The sequence below is a fragment of the Labilithrix sp. genome, assembly GCA_019637155.1.
Lineage (GTDB): Bacteria > Myxococcota_A > Polyangia > Polyangiales > Polyangiaceae > Labilithrix.
Map to the genome: position 1 here is coordinate 140,427 of JAHBWE010000016.1, position 24,038 is coordinate 164,464.

Annotated in this window: 24 protein-coding genes; 7 read left to right on the forward strand and 17 right to left on the reverse strand. The window is 71.1% G+C overall.

The window, feature by feature from the left end:
• Positions 1-10 precede the first annotated feature (10 nt).
• Both KF837_31300 and KF837_31305 read left to right on the forward strand, forming a co-directional pair.
• Positions 11-883 (forward strand): LamG domain-containing protein, encoded by an 873-nt coding sequence (locus KF837_31300; GenBank protein ID MBX3231853.1) that lies wholly within the window; start codon positions 11-13, stop codon positions 881-883.
• A gap of 49 nt (positions 884-932) precedes the next feature.
• Positions 933-2,162 carry a DUF4082 domain-containing protein gene (locus KF837_31305; protein MBX3231854.1) on the forward strand — a complete coding sequence of 410 codons (1,230 nt, stop codon included), beginning with the start codon at positions 933-935 and terminating at the stop codon, positions 2,160-2,162.
• Here the strand turns inward: KF837_31305 and KF837_31310 are convergent.
• The 5 genes from KF837_31310 to KF837_31330 form a co-directional block, all read right to left on the reverse strand.
• Positions 2,125-2,631 (reverse strand): hypothetical protein, encoded by a 507-nt coding sequence (locus tag KF837_31310; GenBank protein MBX3231855.1) that lies wholly within the window; start codon positions 2,629-2,631, stop codon positions 2,125-2,127. The genes KF837_31305 and KF837_31310 overlap by 38 nt on opposite strands.
• Before the next feature lie 31 nt (positions 2,632-2,662).
• On the reverse strand, positions 2,663-4,552 hold the full coding sequence (gene glmS / locus KF837_31315; protein MBX3231856.1) for a glutamine--fructose-6-phosphate transaminase (isomerizing): 1,890 nt from the start codon (positions 4,550-4,552) through the stop codon (positions 2,663-2,665).
• Between the two features lie 13 nt (positions 4,553-4,565).
• Positions 4,566-5,426, reverse strand: a complete 861-nt coding sequence (locus KF837_31320; protein ID MBX3231857.1) for a S1 family peptidase — start codon at positions 5,424-5,426, stop codon at positions 4,566-4,568.
• A 234-nt stretch (positions 5,427-5,660) separates the two neighbouring features.
• Positions 5,661-6,188: a hypothetical protein gene (locus tag KF837_31325; protein ID MBX3231858.1), complete on the reverse strand. Its 528-nt coding sequence runs from the start codon at positions 6,186-6,188 to the stop codon at positions 5,661-5,663.
• Between the two features lie 203 nt (positions 6,189-6,391).
• Entirely contained in the window at positions 6,392-7,459 is a 1,068-nt protein-coding gene (locus tag KF837_31330) for an isocitrate/isopropylmalate dehydrogenase family protein (GenBank protein MBX3231859.1), read from the reverse strand.
• 52 nt (positions 7,460-7,511) lie between these two features.
• On the opposite strand from KF837_31330, the gene KF837_31335 reads away from it, so the two are divergent.
• Entirely contained in the window at positions 7,512-8,183 is a 672-nt protein-coding gene (locus KF837_31335) for a hypothetical protein (GenBank protein ID MBX3231860.1), read from the forward strand.
• Here the strand turns inward: KF837_31335 and KF837_31340 are convergent.
• Complete coding sequence (locus tag KF837_31340; protein MBX3231861.1) at positions 8,152-8,880, reverse strand: HAD-IA family hydrolase; 729 nt, start codon at positions 8,878-8,880, stop codon at positions 8,152-8,154. The two genes, KF837_31335 and KF837_31340, sit on opposite strands and share 32 nt — an antisense overlap.
• Positions 8,880-9,992 (reverse strand): alanine dehydrogenase, encoded by a 1,113-nt coding sequence (gene ald, locus KF837_31345; protein ID MBX3231862.1) that lies wholly within the window; start codon positions 9,990-9,992, stop codon positions 8,880-8,882. The genes KF837_31340 and ald overlap by 1 nt, the downstream gene beginning before the upstream one ends.
• 142 nt (positions 9,993-10,134) lie before the next feature.
• On the opposite strand from ald, the gene KF837_31350 reads away from it, so the two are divergent.
• Positions 10,135-10,668, forward strand: coding sequence for an RNA polymerase sigma factor (locus KF837_31350; protein ID MBX3231863.1), 534 nt, complete (start codon positions 10,135-10,137; stop codon positions 10,666-10,668).
• Positions 10,665-11,291, forward strand: a complete 627-nt coding sequence (locus KF837_31355) for a hypothetical protein (GenBank protein MBX3231864.1) — start codon at positions 10,665-10,667, stop codon at positions 11,289-11,291. The genes KF837_31350 and KF837_31355 overlap by 4 nt, the downstream gene beginning before the upstream one ends.
• On the opposite strand, the gene KF837_31360 is transcribed toward KF837_31355, so the two are convergent.
• Positions 11,244-12,698: a hypothetical protein gene (locus KF837_31360; GenBank protein MBX3231865.1), complete on the reverse strand. Its 1,455-nt coding sequence runs from the start codon at positions 12,696-12,698 to the stop codon at positions 11,244-11,246. The two genes, KF837_31355 and KF837_31360, sit on opposite strands and share 48 nt — an antisense overlap.
• A gap of 64 nt (positions 12,699-12,762) precedes the next feature.
• Here KF837_31360 and KF837_31365 point away from each other — a divergent pair, with 64 nt between their 5' ends.
• A complete protein-coding gene (locus KF837_31365) occupies positions 12,763-13,920 on the forward strand; it encodes a quinone-dependent dihydroorotate dehydrogenase (protein MBX3231866.1) in 1,158 nt (385 codons plus the stop codon).
• Here the strand turns inward: KF837_31365 and KF837_31370 are convergent.
• The 3 genes from KF837_31370 to KF837_31380 all read right to left on the reverse strand — a co-directional run bounded on the left by KF837_31370 (position 13,833) and on the right by KF837_31380 (position 15,122).
• Positions 13,833-14,474, reverse strand: coding sequence for a hypothetical protein (locus tag KF837_31370; GenBank protein ID MBX3231867.1), 642 nt, complete (start codon positions 14,472-14,474; stop codon positions 13,833-13,835). The genes KF837_31365 and KF837_31370 overlap by 88 nt on opposite strands.
• Position 14,475: 1 nt before the next feature.
• Positions 14,476-14,646 carry a hypothetical protein gene (locus KF837_31375; GenBank protein MBX3231868.1) on the reverse strand — a complete coding sequence of 57 codons (171 nt, stop codon included), beginning with the start codon at positions 14,644-14,646 and terminating at the stop codon, positions 14,476-14,478.
• An 89-nt stretch (positions 14,647-14,735) separates the two neighbouring features.
• Positions 14,736-15,122: a hypothetical protein gene (locus KF837_31380; GenBank protein ID MBX3231869.1), complete on the reverse strand. Its 387-nt coding sequence runs from the start codon at positions 15,120-15,122 to the stop codon at positions 14,736-14,738.
• A 30-nt stretch (positions 15,123-15,152) separates the two neighbouring features.
• On the opposite strand from KF837_31380, the gene KF837_31385 reads away from it, so the two are divergent.
• On the forward strand, positions 15,153-16,388 hold the full coding sequence (locus KF837_31385; GenBank protein MBX3231870.1) for a hypothetical protein: 1,236 nt from the start codon (positions 15,153-15,155) through the stop codon (positions 16,386-16,388).
• Positions 16,389-16,399: 11 nt separating this feature from the next.
• Here the strand turns inward: KF837_31385 and KF837_31390 are convergent, their stop codons facing one another.
• The 6 genes from KF837_31390 to KF837_31415 form a co-directional block, all read right to left on the reverse strand.
• Entirely contained in the window at positions 16,400-17,038 is a 639-nt protein-coding gene (locus KF837_31390; GenBank protein MBX3231871.1) for a glutathione S-transferase family protein, read from the reverse strand.
• A 127-nt stretch (positions 17,039-17,165) separates the two neighbouring features.
• On the reverse strand, positions 17,166-17,894 hold the full coding sequence (locus tag KF837_31395; protein ID MBX3231872.1) for a TetR/AcrR family transcriptional regulator: 729 nt from the start codon (positions 17,892-17,894) through the stop codon (positions 17,166-17,168).
• Between the two features lie 26 nt (positions 17,895-17,920).
• Entirely contained in the window at positions 17,921-18,868 is a 948-nt protein-coding gene (locus KF837_31400; GenBank protein MBX3231873.1) for a ferritin-like domain-containing protein, read from the reverse strand.
• A 650-nt stretch (positions 18,869-19,518) separates the two neighbouring features.
• A complete protein-coding gene (locus KF837_31405) occupies positions 19,519-21,513 on the reverse strand; it encodes a hypothetical protein (protein ID MBX3231874.1) in 1,995 nt (664 codons plus the stop codon).
• Positions 21,514-21,701: 188 nt separating this feature from the next.
• Complete coding sequence (locus KF837_31410) at positions 21,702-22,109, reverse strand: hypothetical protein (protein ID MBX3231875.1); 408 nt, start codon at positions 22,107-22,109, stop codon at positions 21,702-21,704.
• A gap of 40 nt (positions 22,110-22,149) precedes the next feature.
• Complete coding sequence (locus KF837_31415; protein ID MBX3231876.1) at positions 22,150-24,012, reverse strand: hypothetical protein; 1,863 nt, start codon at positions 24,010-24,012, stop codon at positions 22,150-22,152.
• Positions 24,013-24,038: the final 26 nt, after the last annotated feature.

Below are 24,038 nucleotides of genomic sequence, written 5' to 3' on the forward strand. Positions count from 1 at the left end.
GCACGTGAGCATGACTTCCCGCGCCGCCGCACTCCTCTTCGTCCTCGCCGCGCCGGGCTGCACGCTCTTCTTCCTCGGGAGTGGCTTTACGGACGGCGACGGCGACGGGAGCCCGCCGCAGGGAGACGCCGCGGCCGAGGGGGCGGCGGCGATCGAGGCGTCGCCCGACGACGCGACGACCGCCGACGACGCGCCGGTCGACGCGCCGCCCGCGCATGCCTACGTCGCGGCGGTGATGGCGGACGCGCCCGCGTCGTACTGGCGGCTCGAGGAGCCGGCCGGCAACATCCTCGCCGACGAGATGGGCCGCCGTCCGCTCACGATCATCCATCCCTCGCGGGTGCAGCGCGGGCAGAAGGGCGCGCTGAGCGGAGCCTCGATCACGCTCAATGGCAACACGGAGCTCCGCGTCGGCGGCGAGATCGACCTCTCTCCCGACAAGACGTTCACGCTCGAGGCCTGGGTCCGGCCGACCTCGAGCGGCGACGACTACCGGCGCTTGTTCTCGAAGATCACGATCGGCGGGGGCGGGCCGCTCGACGGGACGTACGCGTGGCTCAACGCCGGACGGGGAGTCGTCGGCTTCGAGCGCTGGCGCGAGAGGGCGGTGGTGGACGGCCTGTACTGGGACACGCGCTTGCCAGCCGACCGCTTCACGCATCTCGTCATCGTCTACGACGGCGTGCGCTCGAAGATGTACGCCGACGCGATGGTCGTCGCGACGGCAGGAGGCGCGCCCGAGCCCGCCGGGAACCCCGACGCCACGATCTCGTGGGGCTTCGACTTCGAGGGCGGCCTCGACGAGCTCGCGATCTACGACGCGCCGCTGACCGCCGATCGCGTGAAGGCCCACTTCGACGCCGCGAAGCTCACGCCACCGTGACGGCGTCGCCGCGTGCTCCTCGCCACGGCTCGTGGGATATCGTGGCGGGATGCGCGTTGCCCGCCGCCTCCCCGCGAAGCTTGCCTCGATCGTCTCCGCCGTGACCGTCTCGTCGACGGTGATGGCGGCTCCGACCCCCGCCATCGCGCCCAAGGGCGCGCGGGACGCTTCGTGGGTCGAGTTCTCGGGTGCCAACGCGGGCGCGACGGTGGGCTTCACCTTCACCGTGGGGAAACGCGATCTGGCCGTCACGTCGCTCGGCGTCTTTCAAGGCACCGGGCTCACGGGCTCCCACGAGGTCGGGATCTGGGACGACGCCGGGACGCTCTTGGGCAGCGTCACGGTCAAGGCCGGCGCCGAGAGCACGCTGGACGGCGAGTATCGCTACGAGTCGTTGACGGTGACCCTGGCGAAGAACCAGACGTACACGGTCGGCGCCTTCTTTCCGGGCATGAGCACGGAACGGATCCTCGTCGTCGCGAGCGACTCCACCGTCCCTCACCTGACCTTCGGCGGATCACGGCAAACGTCGCTCATCTTGGGCGGCGGCAGCTTCGCGCGACCGACGATCGACGCCAAGGTGGCCCAGGGCGTGTTCGGTCCCGGCTTTCGGTACGAGGGCCACGCCGCCGGCGGAGCCATCTCGGGCCTCACGAACGACGGGCTGGTGCTCCGGATCGACGACGCGACGGATCTCCCGATCGCGGCGTCCGGTCCGTATCGCTTCGAAGGGCTGCCCGACGGGACCTACGACGTGACGGTGAAGTCCCAGCCGGCGGGCCAGCACTGCTCCTTCGCGGCGACGGGGACGGTGGTCGTCGCGGGCGGCGACGTGACGAACCTCGACATGACCTGCGGTCTCGTGCCCACGGACGCCGGCTCCGACAGCGGTGTCGACGCGGGTCCTGAAGACGCCGGCGCCGGCGACGAGGACAGCGGCGTCACCGACGCGGGAGCCCCCGATTCCACGACACCGGAGCCCGTCGTTCCGGCTGCGGACAGCGGCGCGACGGCCCCTCCGGGCTCGAGCGGTGGGCTCAACCCCGGCGTCATCACCGTCGGCGCGGCCGACTCCGGCTCCGGCTGCAGCGTCGTCCCCGCGGAATCGCTTCGCCCCGCGTCGCTCTTTGGAGGCGGGCTCGTCGCCGCCGCGTGCATCCTCCGATCGCTCCGCCGCCGAAGGAGCGCCGTCGCGCTGCCGGCGACTCAGCGTGGTGGCGGAGGACCGCGCCGTGACGCACTCAGTACGCGTGAGAGGCGCGGCAGAGGCCGTAGTTGAGCGCGGTCTTCACGCAGCGAGCCCGGATCTCGGTGTTCGGCGGCGGGTCGGCGGTGTCCGACTCGGCGCGCACCCAGTGGACGACGCAGTCGGCGTGCCGGACTTCGCGCTCGCCGGGGCAAGGCTTTGACCTGAGATAGGCGTCTTTGCCGGCGGCCGTGATGCCCAGGCGCATCGTCGATGCGCAGTCCCCGCCGTCGAACGTCGGAATGTCGAAGATGGCGCAATCGGCGTCCACGTCGCACTCGGTCGGCGGAGGAGCAGAGCAGTGTTCGATCAGCGCGCCGGCGCGCGCCGAGCGCTCGAAGAACGTCGGATCGCGCGCCGGAGGATCGTGTGGCGGAGGAGACTCGAGCGCCACCGAGGCGCTCCCCGCCGGCGTCGGCCGCACGCGCGATTTCGAGCACCCCATGAGGCCCAGCAGGCTGAGGAGAGAGCACGACACGAGCGAGCGGGCGAGCTTCGTCATTTCGTGTGCGGGGCAGGCGCCCTCGCCCTCGTCACTCCACCGTGACGGTCTTGGCGAGGTTGCGGGGCTGGTCGACGTCGGTGCCCTTGAGATCGGCCATGTGGTAGGAGAGCAGCTGGAGCGGGATGACGGTGAGGAGCGGCAGCACCTCGTGCTCCGCGATCGGGACCGTCACCACGTCCGGGATCACCGGCGGGATCGAGTGGAGCGGGCGCGACGGCGGGATCTGGCTCTCCGGGATGCAGAGCATCGGCACGTCCATGTCGCCGGCGGAGCAGACCGCGATGAGCTGGCCCTCGCGCGCCTTCACCTCCTGCATGTTCGAGACGACCTTCTCGTACTGGTTGTCCTTCGGGCACACGACGACGACCGGCATGTCCTCGTCGATGAGCGCGATCGGACCGTGCTTCATCTCGCCCGCGGCGTAGCCCTCCGCGTGGATGTACGAGATCTCCTTCAGCTTCAGCGCGCCCTCGAGCGCGATCGGGAACTGCGTGCCGCGGCCGAGGAACAGCATGTCGCGCGCGCGGAGGTGCTTCCGCGCGATGTGCTTGATGTGCTCCGACTGCTGCAGCACCTCGCGCATCTGCGCGGGGACGTGGAAGAGCGCGTGGAGGACCCGGCTCGCCTCCTTCTCCGGGAGCGTCCCGCGGCGGCGGCCGAGGTAGACCGCGAGCATGAGGAGCGCCGCGAGCTGCGTCGTGAAGCACTTCGTCGACGCGACGCCGATCTCGGGGCCCGCGTGCGTGTAGAGTGCACCGTTCGAGGCGCGCGGGATCGCGCTGTCGAGGACGTTCGCGATCGCGACGACGGTCGCGCCCGCCGCGCGCGCGGTCTTCACCGCCGCGATCGTGTCGAGCGTCTCGCCGCTCTGGCTCACCGCGACGACGAGGTCGTTCGGGAGGAAGACGGGGTCGCGGTAGCGGACCTCGCTCCCGATCTCGACCATCGCCGGGACGCGGGCGAGCGACTCGACCCAGTAGCGCCCCGCCATCGCGGCGTGGGCGCTCGTGCCGCAAGCGACGAAGTAGACGCGCCCGAGCTTCTTCGCGAGCTCCTCGGTGACGCCGATCTCCGACGCGATGACGTCCGCGGCCTGGAGGTCGACGCGCCCGCGGAGCGTGTCCTCGATCGCGCGCGGCTGCTCGAAGATCTCCTTGAGCATGAAGTGCTTGTAGCCGCCCTTCTCCGCCTGCGTCGGCGACCAGTCGATGCGCTTCGGCGCGCGCTCGACCTTGTCCCCCGTCGCGATGTTCGTGATCTCGAAGCCGGACTTCTTCACGACCGCCATCTCGCCGTCGGAGAGGAGGATGACGTCGCGCGTGTGCGCGAGGAGCGCGGGGATGTCGCTCGCGGCGAAGCTCTCGCCGTCCCCGACCCCGAGGACGAGCGGCGAGTCGTTCTTCGCGACGACGATCTCGTCGGGGGAGTCTCCGTCGACGACCGCGATCGCGTACGCGCCGCGCACGACGTTGAGCGCCTTCCGCACCGCCGCGACGAGGTTCGCGCCGCCCTTCATGTTCTCGTCGACGAGGTGCGCCACGATCTCGGTGTCGGTGTCGCTCGCGAACTTGACCCCGCGGCCCTCGAGCTCGCGCCGCAGCTCGACGTGGTTCTCGATGATGCCGTTGTGCACGACCGCGACCTTGCCCGCGACGTGCGGGTGCGCGTTCGCCTCGTTCGGGCGCCCGTGCGTCGCCCAGCGCGTGTGGCCGATGCCGGTCGTGCCGGAGAGCGGGTTCTTCGCGAGCGCCGCGTCGAGGTTGGCGAGCTTGCCTACCGCGCGGACGATCTCGACGCCGCGTCCGGCGTGGACCGCGAGGCCGGCCGAGTCGTAGCCGCGATACTCGAGGCGGCGGAGCCCCTCGACGAGGATGGGGGCGCAATCTTTCGTTCCGACGTAGGCGACGATCCCGCACATGCACGGGAGGCTATCACGGCTTCTGCGCGGATCCTCGCGGGCGGGCGATGGTCGTCGCGCCGGTGTTGCACTCGAGCGGCGGCAGCTCTTGCGGCGAGGCCCCGTCCGCGATCGCGTGGGCGTTCGAGAAGACGGAGCGGTAGGCGTCGATGCGCGCCATCACCGACGCGCCGCGCGTGCGCTCGTCGTGATCCATCGCCGAGAGGCTCACCACCCCGATGACCTCGCGCGTGCCCTTCGCGAAGACCGGTCCGCCGGAGTCGCCCGGGCAGATCGCGGCGTCGAGCGAGATCGTCTCCGGCTGCATCGCGCGGATCGGCCCGCCCTCGCGCGTCTTTCGGCGGATCGCGTCGCCGGAGAGCGCGCAGCGGCCGAAGCCCATCGAGACCGCCTCTTCGCCGAGCTTCGGCGGCGCCTCGAGCCGCGGCGTCATCTTCTCCATGCCGACGAGCTTGCGCTGCAGCACGAGCACCGCGATGTCGCCGCTCCCGCCGCCCTCGCCGCACGGCGGCGCGACGATGTGACGGACCCCGACCTCCGTCCACGCGAAGTAGTCGCCGCCGATCTCGACGTTCAGCGTCGACGGCGCGACGAGCTTCTTCTCGAACTCACCGTGCGCCCCGCGCTCGACGAGGCAGTGATGCGCGGTCAGCACGAGGTCGTCCGCGATCAGCGTGCCGGTGCACGTCATCGTCGGGCCGACGACGCGCAAGATCGCGTCGTCCGGCACCGCGCCGACGTTCGGCGTCTCGGCGAGCCAGCGGATCTCGATCTCCGTCTCTTCCTTCGCCGAGGGATGGAGCGCATGTTTCGGCGACATCCCCGGACCCTGGATGAGCGAGCATCCCGTGCTCGCGAGAGCCAGAGTCGTCACCGTGCATGCTTTCGCCCAGCTTGCCATTCGACTCCGCCCTTCACGATACGTGACCGCCGCCCCCACCGCCACGACAACTCACGCAAGAGACTCGTTCGAAATTACATGCAAACTGCACACACCCATCAAGCGAACCGGGGCCCCAGAAGCGGCCGCGAAAGCGGGCGCGAAGCGCCCCGAGCGCTCCGCGCGAGGGCCGTGTCTGGGGTGGGGTGTCGGGGCGAAGCCCCGACGTTAATAAGAGACAGACACCTGGCGGGTGGCGTTGTGGTAAGCGAGGCTCGACGCCTCCGGGTGCGCGTTCGCGTCTTCGACGCCGAGCTGGACGAGCTGCTCGATGATCTCCGCGCGGCGCGTGGCGGAGGCGATGAGCCACGTCGAGCACGCGGGGACCTCGACGGAGGGGTCGGCGCAGCGCGCGAGCACGCGCTTCTCCGCCGCGAGGGCGTCGGCGGAGCGCCCCTGCTCCAGCAGCGCGCGGGCGTACACGTGGTCGACCGCGGGCTCGTTGCGGAGGGCCGCCGGCGCGCGCTCGATCGCGCCCACCGCCATGCCGGGCTGGTTGGAGTCGAGGTAGGCCTGCGCGAGGTTCCGCAGCGTCGCCGCGTCGTTCGGGGTCGCGGCGGCCTTGCTCTCGAGGGCGGAGAGGGTCGTCGTCCGCGACGCGTCACTGACGACAGGCTTCTCGCGCTGCGTCGTGCCGCAGAACCAGAGAGCCCCGATCGCCACCAGCACCGCCACGTTCCAGCCCTTGACGCCCATGTTTCTTCGAGATTCTCCGCTTTGTCCGGCTCGGCCTTCCCGAGCGCGGCGTATTGGACGAACAACGCTCGAGACCGGATCAATCTGACACGGCTCGGATGAATCACGCGGACAGCGGGAAAACGCGGAAGTTCCCGCGCCCGAGCCGAAATGTCATCCGTTTGGGGGAAACACGTCGGAGCTCGCCGCGCTTGGGAGAAAAATTAGCGACCCCCGCGAATTCGATCCAGCACCCAGTCCGCGACCGCCTTCGTTCCCTTGTCGCCACCTACATCGGGCGTGCAGTTCCCACTCGCGATCGCCTCGGCGCAGGCCTTCTCGATCCGCTCCTCTTCTTCTGCGTAGCCGAGGTGGGCCAGCATCATTCCGACCGTGAGGAAGCCCGCGATCGGGTTCGCGAGGTCCTTGCCGACGAGGGGAGGGGCGGAGCCGTGGACCGGCTCGAACATCGCGACGCGCTTCGGGTCGGCGTAGTGGAGGTTCGCGCTCGCGGCCATGCCGAGGCCGCCCTGGAGACCGGCGCCGAGGTCGGTGACGATGTCGCCGAACAGGTTGTTCGTGACGATCACCTCGAAGGGCGTCGGGTCCTGCACGAGGTAGAGGCACAGCGCGTCGACGTAGACGTGCTTCGCGTCGATGCCGGGGTACTCCTTCGCGACCTCGAAGAAGCAGCGGTACCAGAGCTCGTGCGCGTGCTTCATCGCGTTCGACTTGTCCGCCATGTGCACGGTCTTCTTCCCGTGCGCCTTCGCGTACTCGAAGCCCGCGCGGATCAGGCGCTCGACGCCCTTCCGCGTGTTGATGTCCTCGTTGATCGCGATCTCGTCGGCGGTGCCCTTCTTGAACTGCCCGCCGACGCCGACGTAGATGCCCTCCGTGTTCTCGCGGAACACGACGAGGTCGACGTCCTTCGCGGTCCGGTCCTTCAGCGGGACGAGCCGATCGGCGAGCGCCTTCACCGGGCGCACGTTGGCGTAGAGGTCGAGCCCGAAGCGGAGACCGAAGAGGATGTCGCGCGCGTACTCGAGGCTCGGGACGCGCGGATCGCCGAGCGCGCCGAGCAGCACCGCGCTCGCCTCGTTCTCGATCCGCTCCGCGATCTCCTTCGGGAACGTCGTCCCGTCCCGGAGGAAGCGCTCGGCGCCGAGATCGAGCTGCCATAGATCGAGCGGCAGCTTGCGGTCGCTCTTGTAGTGCTCGAGGAGCCGCGTCGCGTGGGCCATGACCTCGGGCCCGATTCCGTCGCCGGGGAGGATCGCAATGAGAGACATGAGAGACGGCGGCTATACCACGCGCGCCCGCCGATCCTGTATCGTTGGAGCGATGTCAGGACGCTCCGCTCCGTACGCGCTCGTCGCGCTGGTGCTCGCAGGATGCGGGACGTTCCTGAGCATCGACTCGTCCGGCGAAGACGGCGCCGAAGCCACGAGCGGCCCGAGCGCGCTCGCCCCGAGCGCCGACGGCGGCGTCGACGCGGAGGTGTACGGCGGAAGCGTCGGCGCGGCGGACGCAGCGAAGCCGAAGGAGGAGGACGCCGGTTCGAGCAGCGGCGGCATCGTCTTGAGCGACGCGGGGTCGGGCGACGCGAGCGACGCGGGGTCGTGCACCGCCAAGTCGATCGCGGCGCTCTGTAACGGACAGTGCGACGTCGACAGGTCGAACTGCGGGCAGACCGTCACGTGCACGTGCGCGACCGGCGACACGTGCGTGAACAAGACGTGCTGCACGCCCGAGTCGAAGGACGACGCGTGCAAGCGCGCCTCCGCGGAGTGCGGGGTCGTGACGAACAACTGCGGGCAGGACGTCGACTGCGGCGACTGCGATGGCGCTCCGTCCCGCTGCGGCGTGGCGGCCGAGAACAAGTGCTGCCGTCCCGCGGTCGTGGACTGTCAGCTGCACTGCGGGGAGTCGCTCTCGAACGGCTGCGAGCAGATCATCTGCGAGCCGTGCTGCCAGCCTCCCCTCATCTGTCTCCCCGAGGTCCCCCAGAACTGACGATCGCGCGCGCGACCTCGGGCGCGCCCGGGACGCGCGGCACGTCGAGGTGGCGGCCTTCGTAGTGGCCGAACGGATCGACGAGGCCGACGCGGCACCCGGCGGCGCGCGCGCCGAGGACGTCGGTCGCGTACACGTCGCCGAGGTGGAGCGCGTGCTCGGGCCTCACGCCGAAGCGATCGAACGCGATGCGGAAGATGCGCGGGTCCGGCTTCTCGACCCCCGCCTTGCCGCTGTCGACGACGAGGTCGAAATGCCCGAGGACGCCGAGCTCGGTGAAGAGCCGCTCGAGCATGCCCTCCGAGTTCGAGATGATCGCGACGTGCACGCCGGTGGCGCGGAGACCGTCGAGCGCCGCGCCGAGGCCCTCCGGCACCTTGCACCACAGGTTCTTCGCGACGTGATCCGCCCACGCCGCGTCGAGGAACGCCGGGACGCGCTCCTCCGCGAGCCCGCCGCGGAGCGCGATCGTGCCGACCATCTTCCCCCATCCCGCCGCGCCGGGGAGGTGCTTGCCGCCCCACGCGCAGTCGTGGAGCGCGTCCTCCTCCGCGAGGCGCTTCGCTTCGCCCTCGGTGCGCACCAAAACGGACGGCTCGATGCCGCACAGCGCACCGAGCCGTTCGTGATCGAGGAAGATGACGGTGTTGCCGGCGTCGAGGCAGAGCAGCTCTACGCCGGCAACGAGGTCGTCCATCAGGCCATCAGCTTGGAGGTCGCGACGTACTCCATCTTGTGCGCCTGCGCGACGGGCTCGCACGTGACGTGACCGCCGTACGTGTTGACGCCCTTCATCAGCGCGGGGTCCGCCTTGCAGGCCGCGGCCGCGCCGAGGTCCGCGATCTTCAGCGCGTAGCTCATCGTCGTGTTCGTGAGCGCCCACGTCGACGTCTGCGGGACCGCGCCCGGCATGTTCGCGACGCAGTAGTGCACGACGCCCTTCACCTCGTAGGTCGGGTTGTCGTGCGTCGTGGGGCGGCACGTCTCGATGCAGCCGCCCTGATCGACCGCGACGTCGACGACGACGGAGCCCGGCTCCATCTCGCCGATGAGCTTCTCGGTGACGAGCTTCGGCGCGCGCGCGCCGGTGACGAGGACGCCGCCGACGACGAGGTCCGCGCGGCGGACCGCGTTCTCGATGTTGATCGGGTTCGAGTAGAGCGTCTCGACCGCGCCGCCGAAGATGTCCTCGAGGTACGCCATCGTCGACGACTGGACGTCGAGGACGGTGACCTGCGCGCCCATGCCGATCGCGATCGTCGCCGCGTTGCGGCCGACGACGCCGCCGCCGAGGATGACGACGCGGCCGCGGCGCGTGCCGGGCACGCCGCCGAGGAGCACGCCCTTGCCGCCGTGCTCCTTCTCGAGGCAGCTCGCGCCGACCTGCACCGCCATGCGGCCGGCGACCTCGCTCATCGGGCGGAGGAGCGGGAGCGATCCGTCGGCGAGCTCGATCGTCTCGTAGGCGATGCCGCACACCTTCGTCTCGGCGAGCTTCTTCGTGAGCTCCGGCTCCGGCGCGAGGTGGAGATACGTGTAGAGGATCAGGTTCTCGCGGAAGAAGCCGAACTCCTGCGGGAGCGGCTCCTTGACCTTCACGACCATCTCCGCGCCCCACGCGTCGGCCGCGCTCGCGACGATCTGCGCGCCGGCCGCGACGAAGTCGGCGTCCTTGATGCCCGCGCCTTCGCCGGCGCTCTTCTCGACGAGGACCTTGTGCCCGCGCGAGGTGAGGCTGCGGACGCCGGCGGGCGTCATACCGACGCGGTACTCACGAGTCTTGATCTCTTTCGGCACTCCGATGATCACGGCGGGCTCCTTTGGTGATTTGCGCGCACCATAGTCGAGGGATTTCATCGCGTCGAGCAGCGCCGAGCGCTCTCTACATGACGCGACGCGGCGTGTGTAAGGTTCTCCCGCGCGGTCGGACTATCCGACTGTGAGCCCCGAAATGACGATGGAAGGAGCGCCGCTCGAACGCCCGGAGGCACGGCTCGCCCGCGTGCTGGCCGAGCACGCGCGGCCGCTCGAACGAGTCGCAGCGAGCTACGCGCGCTCTGCCGCGGATCGCGACGATCTGCTGCAGGAGATCGCCATGGCGCTCTTTCGCGCGCTGCCGTCGTTCCGCGGCGAGGCGAGCGAGCGGACCTTCGTCCTCCGCGTCGCGCACAACCGCGCGCTGACGTTCCTCGCGAAGCGAGGGCGGCCCGCCCTCGACATCGACGACCACGTCGACGACGTCGTCGCGACGACGGGGAAGAACCCGGCCGTGGCGTACGAGCGGAAGGAGCGCGGGAGCAAGCTCCTCGCGGCGACGCGCGCGCTCCCGCTCGGGCATCGTCAGGTCGTGATGCTCCTCCTCGAGGGGCTCTCGCATCGCGAGATCGCGGAGGTGCTCGGGACGACGGAGAACAACGTGGCCGTCCGCGCGAACCGCGCGCGGGCGGCGATGCGGGCGCTGATGGAGGAAGGAGGCACGTCATGACGGAGGAGAGAGAGCTGGAGGTATGGCGCGCGGAGTGGGCCGCGCTCGGCGGTCGCGACGATCTCGCGAAGACCCTCGCCGCGCGCGTCGTGAAGGACGGGCGGCGGATCAAGCGCGGGGTGGCGGGGGAGGTCGCGGCGGCGATGCTCGCAGCGTCGTTCTCGCTCTGGATGGCGATCGCCTCGAACGGCCGTCCCGGCGCGGTCGTGCTCTGCGCAGGGATCTTCCTCTTCAGCGGGGTGTGGCTCACGCGCCTCTTCACGCTGCGTGAAGGCGCGCGGATGGCGGAGGGGCTCGAGGGGTTCGTCGCGCTCACGCGCAAGCGCCTCGCCGACGACATGCGCTGGAACGCGTTCTCGTGGCGCGCGACGTTCGTGGTCGGCGTCGCCGCCACCGCGTGGGCGATCTGGACGCTCGTCGCGGGGTGGAGCTTCTACCGGGCGGAGCCGTGGCGCGGCGTCGTCGGCTTCGGCGGGATCTACGTCATCTTGGCGGCGGTCGCGGTGGGGATGCGGGTGCGACGGCGCAAGATCGCGGCCGAGGCCGAGCGCTTCGAGGCGCTCGTCGCCGACGCGCTAATCGAAGCCGGCGATGAAGGGGCGAAGCGTGACGAGCACGCCTAGGCACATCTCCTCGTCGGTCGACTCGCCGAGCCCGAGGTCGACCGGCTGCGTCGCGCCGGGGATCGTGAGGAGCGCGTTCGCGACGTGACGGTTCTGCATCGTGTTGTCGTACGTGCAGGTGAAGGTGACCTTGTCGCCGTCGCTCAAGGTCGGCAGCTCCTCGGGCGGCGCGTCGTAGACGTAGCCGCGCTGCCAGTTGAAGTCGTACTTCGGCACGCCGAGGAGGCACTCGTTCTTCGGGCCGTTCTTCGGGTCCTTCCGCTCGATGTCCATCTTCAGGTCGACGCCGGCCCAGTGCATGTGCGCCCCGACCGCGGCGATGTTCACCGTGAACGGGAACCCTCCGACCTTCGGGACCTCGAGGACCATCGACTCCTTGTGCGCGGCGCGTCCCGCCGGGATGAAGAAGGCCGGGCCCGAAGGCGGATCGTCGGTGCCGGGGAGGAGCTTGATCCGTCCGCCGTTGTTCGAGCCCTCCGCGTCGCGCGCGTTGCCCGCGAGGACGACCTGCGCGACCTGCTTCGGCGGCTCGGTCAGGCGCTTCAGCTCGAACTTCGTCTGGTCCGTCGTCTTCTCCTGCGTCGGGTGGTAGTGGACCTGCAGCACGAGGCCCGAGTCCTTCGGGACCTTGAGCGCGGCGTCGGCGCCGTAGTCGCTCGGCGGAACGCCCGGCGCCCACGCGAGCAGGATCGTCGGCGTCGCCTGGAGGCCGGGGCCGCCGAAGCACTTGTAGCTCCCCTCTGCGCCCGCCTTCGCCGGTCCCTCCTTGTTCGGATCGAGGTACACGATGACGTGGTGCACGACGCGCGGATCGCCCGGCACCACGTTCGTCGCGTTGATCCAGGTGTCGCTCGTGAAGCCGGGATCGACCGCGAAGCAGCGGATGTCGTCGGGGCCGGGCGCGACGGTGTGCGGCTTCGCGAGGCCGAACGACTCGGCGCCTTCGCCGAGGTCCGTCGCGCCGAAGTCCGTCTTCGGCGGCGGGCGCTGCGCCGGATCGCCGAGCGGCATGCCGCCCTCGACCCAGCGGCCGAACGTCGCGATCTGTTCGTCGGAGAGGCTCAGGTCGTCCTTGAACGAATGCTGTACTTTGCAATCATCGTCGTCGAACGCGCCCCAGGGCGGCATCTCGCGCGCTTCGACCTTCACCCGCGCGATGTTCCCCATCGCGCGGACCTCCTCGTAGGAGACGAGCGAGAACGGCGCGATCCCTCCCGGCCGATGGCAGCGCTGGCACTTCTCCTGGACGAGCGGCTCGACGTCCTTCGCGAACGTCGGACCGCCGCTCGCGCTCGCGTCGGGCGGAGGCGGCACCGGCGTCTCGGGGGACGCGCTCTCGCCGGCGGAGCAGGCGCTCGCGACGAGGACGGCGCCGATGGAAGGCGACGCGAGCAGCGGCCAACGCATCTCTTCACCGTAGGCCCTTCGCGTCGCGCGTCCAACGCGGTATGTGCATCGCATCGGCCCTTCGATGTACGCGCTCCTGCGACCCTTCCTGTTCGCGCTCGATCCGACGACGGCCCACGCCGCCGCGATGCTGGCGCTCGCGCCGCTCGAGCACCTCGCGCCGCTCCGCGCTGCGCTTCGTGGTCTCTCGACCGTGACGCGCGATCCGCGGCTCGAGGTCCGCAAGATGGGGCTCGTGTTCCCGAGCCCGCTCGGCGTCGCGGCGGGGCTCGACAAGAACGGCGAGCGCGCGCGGGCGCTCGCGGCGCTCGGCTTCGGCCACGTCGAGCTCGGCACCGTCACCGCGGAGGCGCAGGGACCGAACCCGCCGCCGAACCTGTTCCGGCTCCCCGCCGATCGCGCGCTCGTGAACCGCCTCGGCTTCCCGAACGAAGGCGCGAGCGTGGTCGGCCCGCGCATCCTCGCGCGCCGCGGCGGCGTCGGCGTGCCGGTCGGCGTCTCGATCGGGAAGTCGCGCAGCGTGCCGGTCGAGATCGAAGCCGCGCTCCCCGACTACGTGACGAGCATCCGCGCGGTCCGCGACGCGGCCGACTTCCTCGTCGTTAACGTCTCGTCTCCGAACACGAAGGACCTCCGCGCGCTCCAGGCCGCGGACGTCGCGCGCGTGCTCTTCGCCGCGCTGATGAAGGAGACGGCGGGGCGTCCGCTCCTCGTGAAGATCGCGCCCGACCTCGCCGACGACGCGATCGACGCGATCTGCATGGAAGCGGATCGCGCCGGCCTCGCCGGCGTCGTCGCGACGAACACCACCGTCGCGCGGACGGGGCTCGCGACGCCGGCGGAGGAGATCGAGCGCATCGGCGCGGGCGGCCTCAGCGGCGTCCCGCTCTTCCCGCGCGCGCTCGCGGTGGTGAAGCGCGCGCGCACGCAGCTCGGCCCCGACGCGTGCGTCATCGGCGTCGGCGGCATCCACGGGACCGACAGCGCGCTCGCGATGCTGCAGGCGGGGGCCGATCTGATCCAGGTCTATACGAGCTTCGTCTACGAGGGCCCGTTCCTTCCGCGCGCGATCGCCCGCGGCATGCTGAACGCGATCGCGGCGGAGAGCGGAGCGGGCCTCGCGGACGTGGTCGGTCATCCGCGCGGGCGCGCGGCGGCCGGGAGCAGCCCGAGCGTGCGCGGCGAGTCGGTGAGCGCCGCGATCGACAGCTCGTCGAAGTAGGCGACGCCGGGCGGCGCCCAGAGCCCGATCGCGCCGCCGCTCGCGTAGAGGCCTTCGCTCGTGGCGATGAGCAGCCGGCGATCGAGCGCGACGCGAAGGACGCCGGCGTTCGTGTCGATCCGGAGCTCGTGCCACGAGCCGGGGACGACCTCGATCGGAGCGCTCGCGAGGAGGTGCTCCTGCCCGTCGCTCACCGAGGCGAGGATCGCCCGTTGCGTGACGGGATCGAGGCGGACGATCTCGTAGTGACGGTCATCGCGGTAGCGAAAGACGATGCCGCACTCGTCTTTGCACCGCGTGACGGCGGTGAAGTCCCGCAGCGTGCTCTTCTCCGCGAGGAGGACGGCCGGGCCCGGCCCCTCGCGGCTCACGAGCGTGTTCGACTCGATCGCCCACGGCCCCGCGCGCGCGACGAGATCCGACGGCACGCCGCCGCTGTCGAACGTCCATCGCCGGGTGGAGCTCGAGCCCGAGCCGAGGAGGATCGCGGCGATCGCGATGAGGCTGACCAGCGCGATCGCGCTCCCCGCGCGCACGAAAGAGCGGCCGGTCATGTCAGCTCACCTCGCGACGCACGACGCGGTAAGACGCGAAGAGGAGGGCCAGCCCTACGAGGAGCACCGCCCAGCCGACGGGCATGTTGCGGAGCCCGGCGCCGAGGCCGGCGAGCGCGCCGCCAACGCCGAGGAGAAGGAGGAAATAGCCGATCGAATCACGTGCGTTCATGAAGACCTCGTCCGAAACGAAAAATGGAGGGATGCCGCTCGAGCGATGGAGCTCGGCGGCGGCCTATCGGTGTCCGCGGACGAGGCGGCTCAGTTCAGGAAGACCATCAAGCGTGCGCGCGCGCGCGCCGCGCTCTCCCAGCCGATCCACGTCGTCGGCGGGAGGACCTCGGCGAGCTCGGCCGAGAGATGAAACGCAGCCGGCGTCGTGGCGAACGGCCCGAGCGGCAGCGGCGGCGCGTGGTGGCTCGTCCGCGGCGAGCGTTCGAGCTTCCGCGCGTCCGGGGTGTCGCCCGACCTGCGCGCGGTGACGGCCTCGCGCTCGCCGGCCGGCGCGGTGGGCGCGGCCTCGACGGTGTCGACGCCCGCGCGGCCGAGCGTGTGCGAGTACGCGTACGCCGGCGTCGCGTGCACGCCGAGCATGGCGAGCACGGTGAGGAGCCTGAAGAAGGCCGCGACTACCGGGCGAGGAAACACGTCTCTACATCGTAGCTGATAAACTCGAGGATGGTGACCGAGGGGCCACAAAAACCGTTCGATCGCACGCTCCACGTCGTGATGCGGGAGCGCACGCGCCAGCGTCCGGTCGAGCTCAATCGCGCGGGCGGCTTCGGTACGGTGGCGGCGCTCGTCGGAGTGATGGCGTGGTCGTACTTCGGTGCGGTCGTCGCTTCGATCCTCGTCGGCGTCGGGCTCATCTTCATGCGGATCGGGTTCGGCGTACGCCCCGGCCTCGTGCGCGAGACGGTGACGCGTCCTGCCCGCGTCCGCATCTCGAGCGAGGGCGTCGCGATCGCGGACGAGGCGTTCGTCCCGCGCGAGGAGATCGCGCAGGCGTACCACCAGCCGCGGCGGATGGGGCTCGGCACCGTGCGCGCGCTCGACGCGGCGGGCGACGTGCTCTTCGATCTCGAGGCGAAGAGCGAGGAGGAGCGGAAGGAGATCCTCCTCGCGCTCGGGCGCGACGTCACCCACGGGCGCGCGACCTTCTCCCTCTCGTCGCCGTTCTTCTCCACCCCCGCGCGCCGCGTCGCGGTGATCCTCGCGTTCCCCGCGCTCCTCGCGGTCGCGGTGTGGGGGCACGCGGTCCCGCGGCTGATCTACGTCGTGGTCGCGGCGTTCGCGCTCCTCATCGCGGCGCTCGCGATGAGGCAGCGCGTCGAGGTCGGCGTCGACGGTCTCCATCTGCGCTGGCTCGTGGGGTCGCGCTTCGTGCGCTACGACCAGGTCCGCTCCGTCGCGACGACCGGCGTCGACGTGGTCATCACGCTCGCCGAGGGGCCGCCGCTTCGCGTCACGCCGCAGAGCCCGGGCGGCCCCGCCGACGCGGCGCTCGTGCAAGACGCCTTCGTCGCGCGCATCGAGGAGGCGCGCGCCGCCTTCGAGGCGCGCGCGGGCGCGGGCGACTTCGTGGCGCGGGTCGGCCGCGGCCGCCGCGCGATCGGCGAGTGGCGCGCGGACCTCGCGCGCCTGCGCGACGCCGACGGCGGCTACCGCGACGCGGCCGCGCGCAGCGAAGACCTCTGGCGCGTCGTCGAAGACGCGGGCGCACCGGAGGACGCCCGCGCGGGCGCGGCGGTCGCGCTACGAACCGAGGAGGGCGCCGCCGAGCGCCTCCGCGTCGCCGCCGACACCGCCGCTTCGCCGCGCCTCCGCGTCGCCCTCGAGCGCGCCGCGGATCCCGAGACCGACGACACGATCCTCGACGCGGCGCTCGAGGCGACGTCGCCGGGCGAGCGGTGACGGCGCTCGCGTCACTTCGTGAGCTCGGCGAAGAGCTTCGGGAGCGCGCGCTTCCAGGACGGAAGCGCCTCGACGCGCGCGATCCATGCCTCGACGTTCGGGACCTTCGCGAGCGAGATGCCGGCGGGCGCGCGCAGCGGAAAGGTCGACGCGACGGCGAAGTCGGCGAGGGTGAGCGCACCGGCGAGCCACTCCTTTCCTTCGAGGCCGCGCTCGAGGATCGGAAGGAGGCGCTCGACCTCGGCGAGCTTCGCCACGACGAGCGCTTCGTCCGCCGTCCCGAGCCCGAACTTGGGCTTGAAGACACGCTCGAACGCGACCGCCTGCATGGCGGGCCCGAGGTGGATCGCCTGCCAGTACGACCACTGATCGACGATCGCGCGCCGCTTCGGATCGTCCGGGTAGAGCCCTCGCGCGGGGCGCTTGCTCGCGAGGTAGGTGTTGATCGCGCGCGACTCGAAGAGCGCGAAGCCGTCGTCGTCGACGAAGGCCGGGACCTTGCCGCTCGGGCTCGCGTCGAGCAGCCCCGCCGGCTTCGGCGCCTTGGAGGAGAGGTCCACGGCGACGAGCTCGACCTCCAAGCCGAGCTCGTGGATCACCGTGCGCACGCGGAAACAGTTCGGAGAAGGATCGGCGTCGTAGAGCTTCATCGGCAAGAGACCTACCCCATTCGGGCAAGCGCGCCGAGCGCATCACGCAGGAGGCGGCGAGCTCGTCGCTCTCGTCCGCGAAGATATCGGATGGTACGCGTCGGGCGCGCGGCCGGCGTCGGGCGCGCTACGGGAGGATGCGGGCGAGGACCATGTCGACGATCTCGCGGTGGCGGTCGTCGACTTGTTCGGAGTGGTCCCACTCGACCGGCCAGATCGCGCGGACGAAGAGCTCCTCCTGGAAGGGGAACGCGGCCATCGCGACGCACGAGAGGACGAGGTGCTTCGAGTCGACGTCCTTCCGGATCTCGCCGCGTTTCTTCATTTCGTCGAGGCGCTCCACGACCGCGTTGAAGATGGGCAGGATCGTGTCGGTGACGATCTTCGTGGCCTTGAGGCCCTCGCTCTGCGCGCGGCCGCCTTCGTGTCGGAGGATGGCGAGGAAGTGTCCGTTGCTCGCGAAGAAGCGGAGGACGATGCTCACGAACGCGGAGCAGATCTCGCGGATCTCCTCGCGGCTGCGGAGCCGCTTGCCCTTGTGCGAGGAGGTGTCCATCTGCTTGACGACGACCCACGCGCTCGACGTCATGCCCTCCACGCCGATGCGGAGGACCTCCGCGTGGAGGCCTTCCTTGTCGTTGAAGTAGTGATGGATGAGGGGACCGGGGACGCGCGCGCGCTTCGCGATCGAGGAGAGGCGCGCGCCGTCGAAGCCCTTCTGCGAGAACTCGTACTCGGCGGCCCAGAGGATCCGTCGCTTGGTCTCGGCGGCGTCGCGGCTCCGCTTCGCCTTGGGGCCTGGCGGCGGCTCGATCGGCCGTTCGCTCTCGGGGACCTCGTTCTCTAGGCCGGCCATTCGCTCTGAGAGCGAAGGTAGATCAGCTATGCGCTAGGCTCCCAGGATTCGTACTCGATGACGTCGAGCTCCTCGAACCCGCGGCGAACGCGGGGCGTCAAGAGCCCGAGCCGCTTCACGTTCGGGACGATCTTGCTGAAGAGGAGCTTCGCGAACATCTTGAGGAGGTCCGACGACGCCGCGGCCGCCTCGCACTCCTTCTGCGGCAACCCGAGGTTGGCCCAGACCTCTTGGCCGAGGAACCGATCGCGTAGGAGGCGCGAGCTCTCGATCACGAAGTCCTCCCGGTCGCGGAGCTCGTTCTCGGGCATGTCTTCGTAGAACCCCTTGAGCGACATGACGCCGAAGGCGACGTGCCGAGCCTCGTCTTGCATGATCATCTGCGTGATCTGCTTGATGAGCGGCTCTTGCGCGGTCTGGTGGATGAGCCCGAAGGCGCCGAGGGCGACGCCTTCGATGAGGATCTGCATCCCGAGGAACTTGAAGTCCCATCGTGAGTCGGCGAGCACGGTGTCGAGGAGCGTCTTGAGGTGCGGGCTCGGCGGGTAGACGAGCTCGATCTTGTCGCGGAGGTACCGGTCGTACGCCTCGACGTGCCGCGCCTCGTCGAACACCTGCGCGGCCGCGTACATCTTCGCGTCGGTGGTCGGCGCCTGGGTGACGATCTGCGAGGTCGCGAGGAGGGCGCCTTGTTCGCCGTGGAGGAAGTTCGAGAGCATGTAGCTCGCCATGTGCCGCCGCAGCCGCGGGATCTCGGTCTTCGGATCGAGCTTGTTCCACACGTCGGTCCCGAAGATCGGATTGAACGAGTCCGCGAGCAGCTCGCTCTCCGGATCCACGTTGGTGTCCCAAGGCAGATCGGTCCGCGCGTTCCAGTTCAGGTCCTTGGACTTCTCGTACAGCGTCCGCAGCTCCGGCCGCTCCCGCGCATACGCGAAGTCATAGACGACCGGCGCCGCCCGCTCCGCGAGCACGACCTGACTCTCGGGCGCGCCGCCGCTATCCCCCCCACGCAGCTCCCGCGCCCGCGCAAACGTAGCCGACGCGGCGTCGCCCCTGGCCGCGGCGCCGGCCGCAGCCGAGGTATCGACCCCGCCAGGCAAGACATCCCTCGCAGACGTAACAGTCCCCAACGACGTGACGGGCGTGCTGACGATCGCGGCCATGAGTTTACTTTTTAGTAAATAAACGACCGCGTCAAGCCCGAGAATGTACTTTTTACTAAATAAACAGACCGCCGCGACCCGCGGCCCCGCTGCGTGCGACCACACTGCCCGCCGCAGTCACGCTACCCGCCACGGCCACGCTGCTCGCTGCTCGCGACTCCGCCCGTTGCGGCCACGCAGCCACGCAGCTCGCGACTGGCGGCGGCGGCCACACTCCTGTCGCGGCCACGCTGCCCGCCGCGCCAAGGAGCCGGAACCACCGCAGGCCGAAAGGCCGAACCTCCCGAGAGGTAGCCGAAGGCCCGAGGGCGAAACCATCCGAGGCCAACAGCCGGAGGCCCAAGGGCGAACCACCCGAGGGCCAGGCCCAAGGCGAAGCCATCCGAGGGGCCAGCGCAACCGAAGGCCATCCGAGAGGCCCGCTCTCGGATGGTTCGGCTCGACTTGGGGTTGTCGTCTTAGCGGAGCTGTGCGTCCTGGAGGTCGGCGAGGGCTTGCTCGACGGCCTTGTCGAGCTGCTTGCCCGCGGGCTTCTTTGCCGGCTTCTTCGGGGCCGGCTTCTCCTCGTCGTCGTCGTTCTGCGCGGACCTCGTCGCGACGGCGGGCTTGCGCGGCTTCTTCGGTGTTGCCGCCTTGTCGGTCTTTGCGCTTGCGCCCGACTCCGGCGGAGGCGGCGCGGCCATCTGGGTCGGCGGAAGCGCCGGCGTCTGATCGGCGCGCGCGTTCGCGTTCTCGATCACCTGCTGCGTGCCGGCGACGACCGGCGTCGGAGTCGGCGCGACCGCCGGCACCGGCGCGACCACCGGCATCGACGCCGGCGCGACCGCCGTGGGCGCGACCGCCGCCACCGGCGTGACCGCCGTCGGAGCGACTCCCGTCGGCGCGACGCCCATCGGGGGCGCGACCGCAGGCATTGGCGGCTGGGGCTGCGTGACCGTCGGCTCCGTGACGGAGAGCGTGTTCGGGAGTGACTCGGTCGCGTCGTCGAGCGACGTTGGGTCGACCGTGAACGCAGGCGGCGGGGCCGCGCCGTTGCGGACGAAGAGGAGCGCGCCGACCATCACCATGAGCGCCGCGAGCGCCGTGATCGCCGCCGCGATGGTGGACGCCGTGAGCTTCGGGCCGCTCGGGGCCACGTCGATGCGGCGGTGCGTGGCGATGGCCGAGGGCAGCGACGGCGACGGCGTGGAGACGACCCACGAGCCGTCGACCGACGGAACCGAGTCTTGGCGCAGCCGCTGGTCGAACGCGTCGACCGCGGCCGGACGGTGACGGAGCGCGGAGTCCGCGGCGACAATTGCCGGCATCCCCGAAATTACTGACATCGCCGGAATTGGCGTCTGCGGGAGGCGCTCGTGGGTCTCGCCGAGCTCCGCCATCTGCGGCTGCGGCCTCGGCTGCGGGCGCTTCGCGCGCGGGCCCTCGAAGTCGGGGTGCGCGGAGAGCATCGGTCCACGGCCGCCGCGCGGGCCCTCGAAGTCGGGATGCGAGGAGAACATCTGCGGGCGCCCGCCACGCGCGCCGCGCGGGCCCTCGAAGTCGGGGTGCGAGGAGAACATCTGCGGGCGGCCGCCACGCGCACCGCGCGGGCCCTCGAAGTCGGGGTGCGCGGAGACCATCGGGGCGCGTGCGCTGCCGTGCGGGCCCTCGAAGTCGGGGTGCGAGGAGAACATCTGCGGGCGCCCGCCGCGCGCACCGCGCGGGCCCTCGAAGTCGGGGTGCGAGGAGACCATCGGGGCGCGTGCGCTGCCGCGGGGGCCCTCGAAGTCCGGGTGCGAGGACATCATGCGGCCGCGCGGGGAGGGGGGCGGGACGGACGCGACGCCGCGGTGGCCGCGCGGGCCCTCGAAGTCCGGGTGGGCCGACATCATCGGCGGGCGCGCCGAAGGACGCGGCGGAGAAGGCACCGGCGGCGGGGGCGGGACCTCCGCACGCGAGATGCCCGGCGACAGGGCGGTCTCGGTCGACGGCACGGCGCCGGTGCCGCGCGCGATCGTGCGCATCGACTCGACCTGCTCTTCGTAGTCCGGCGCGCCCGGGTCGGGGCCGTCCTCGAAGAGGAAGCGCTTCAGCGCCTCGTAGTCGAGCGGCTTCTCCGTCAGCTTCTGCGCGCGCGGCGCCGAACGCGGCGGCGGAGCCGAACGCGGCGGAGGCGCCGAACGCGGCGGCTCCGGGCGCTGCACGAACGACGTGACCTCCTCGATCTCCGGCGCGCTGCTCGCCACCTCGGAGTAGTCGAGACGCGACGCACGGCGCGCGCGGATCGCCGGCGAACGGTCGCCCTCGATCTCCGGCGGCGCGACGAACGGCGAGAGCTCCGCGTACGCCTCCCGCGCCGAACGCGTGCGGTCCTCGAGGTCGTCCTCATAGGAAGGCGCGACCGAGTCGACCGGACGGGCGCAGCGCGTGAGCTCGCTCTCCGCGTACTCCTCGTACAGGTCGTGCCGGCCCATCGATGGGTTCACAATGCACTCCGAATGCCAGCGCGGCATTCCAGGAACAGCCGATAATTCCGCCGTGTGGAAACTTCGCGGCCGGCTTCCTGGATCGCCCGTGCACCGCCCCCACAGCCCACCTCGGCGCGACGACGAAGAGGACGAAGAGGATGAAGAGAACGACGAAGAGGAGGACAGCCCGAGCGCTACTTCAGCTCGTCACACGAGACGACGGTCCCTCCGACGTCGCCCGACCGCATGACCGTCGCGTTCTTGCACGCGAGCAGCACGTCGTGTTCGCAGCCAGTCGCCTGGAAGATCGTATAGGTGCGCCGGTAGTCCGCCGACAGCTTGTCGTCCTGCGCCTTCTTGTCGGCCGTCCACTTCGCGAGACGCGCGGGATCCTTCTTCACCTCGTCGCTCGGCGCCTCGTCTCCTTGCCGGACGAGCAGCTTGTACGGATCGAGATCGCTGCGCTCCTTGATGGCGACCCGGTCGTCGGGGCAGCTGTAGCGCTTGCCGAACTCTTCCTTCGCGCTCGTGCTCATCGTCTTGCTCTTGCAACCAGCCCCCGCGAGGAGAGCGACGAAGACGAAGAGCAGAACGGGACGCATCGTTTCCTCCTCTTCTATCACGAGCGAAGAAGGCCGGCGCTCAGCGGCGCGTGACGCGGAGGGCCCTCGCGGCGCCGGCGGTTGGCGCTTGCGGGCCGCGGAGGCCGATCGAGATGCGGGCGTCGGGCGCGAGATCGGTGGGGCACGCGCGCGCCGCCGCGCTGTCGACGACGACGTCGACGCGAGGGCCGCGTCGCGCGATCGCGAGCGACGTGAGCGCGCTCTGCGCGAACGCGCAGCTCGCGCCGCCGACCTCGAGCTCCGCGCCGAGCTCGTCGCGAAGGACGATGACGGGCGCGCTCGCGGTGACCTCGAGCGCGAGATCGAAGTCGGCGAACGACGCGTCGGTGAGGAACGCGCTCGCGCCCGCGCCGAGCGTGAGGCCGCGCGCGGGATCGAAGCGGAGCGGGCTCGACGCGAGGCTCGCGAGGCGATCGGGCGCGAAGCCGCTCGTCGAGTCGGCGAGCAGCGTGTTCGGAAGCGCCGCGTAGCGCGTGCGCGCCGCGAAGCGGAAGCCGAGCACGTTGAAGCCCGCCACGTCGCGGTCTTCGAGCCACAGCGCGAGCCCCGTGTCGCCGTTCGCGATCGCCTCGAGCGTGGGGCCCGTCGCCGGCGCCTCGATCTTCTCGACCAGCGCCTGGAACTGCCCGCGCCAGGGGTGCCACCGCATCCACGCTTGCCCCGTCCACAAGAGCGGCGCGCCCTCCGCCCCCGGATAGAGACGCACGCGCGAGATGCTCGCGGGCGCGATCGGCGCCGCCGCTTCGAGGGTGCCGTCCGCCGAGATGACCCAGACCGTCTTGAAGTCGGAGGGCGCGGGCGCCTCCGGCATCACCACCGCGAGCGCGCCGCCGGCCTCGAGCGGGACGATGCCGCGCTCGCGTCCGGTGACGAGATCGGTCGGCCGTCGCGCCGCGCGCGTCGCGTCGGGCGAGAACCACTCGAGGGTGGGGACCCTCGCGCCCGTCGCGTCGGTGCCGCCCGCGACGAGGATCTCGCCGTTCGCGAGGCGGAGCACGGTGGGGGCGACGCGGGCGACCGCGAGCAGCGCGACGCCCGAGGTGCGCGCGCGCCGCGTCGTGGGATCGACGACCTCCATCGTGCGCAGCGGACCGGCGGGGCCGCGCCCGCCGACGAGCAGCGTCTCGCCCGTCACCAGCACCGCCGCGCCGTGCTCCGCGCGCGGCTCCGAGAGATCGATGCGTTGAGGCTCGAAGTCGCCGACGTCGCTCGGGGCGCCGGGCTTCGGCGCGTAGACCTCCGCGCTCGCGATCGGGAAGTCGGAGTCGGGATCGCTGCCGCCCGCGATGAGCGCGCGCTCCGGGCCCGGCGGATCGCTCGGCGCGCGGAACGAGGTCACGCTCGGGTGCATGCGGCGCGTCGCGGGGCCGATCGCGAGGCGCTCGATGATCCCGGTCGAGAGGTCGCCGACGAACGCGTGCGGGACCGCGTCGCCTCCGAGCGCGCGTCCGCCCGTCACGAGGAAGTGGCGGCCGAAGACGCCGAAGCCGCTCGCCTCGCGCCGCTCGACGTCGCGCGTGAGCCGGCACGCCTCGGAGCCGCGCCACACGAGCACGTTCGTCGGACCCGACGACGGCACCTCCGCGACGCCGCGCCAGCCGAGCTCGCGCTCCGAGACGTCGACGACGATCGCGCGCGTGCCGAGCGGGAGCGGCATCGTCTTGCCGACCTCGCGCAGCCACTGCGAAGCGATCGGCGGCTCCTCCGGCGTCGGCTCGAAGTCGCCCGCGGCGTACACGACCGAGAACGCCTGGCTCTCCGCGACGGGGCACGAGCGGAGCGAGTACACGACGACCGAGCGCGACTCGATCGCCGCGTCACGCTCGCAGGCCGACCCGGCGCACAGCGCCAGCGAGACGACGGCGAGCGCGCGGCCTTTCACGGCGACATCGTACAGGCTCGGCGGCG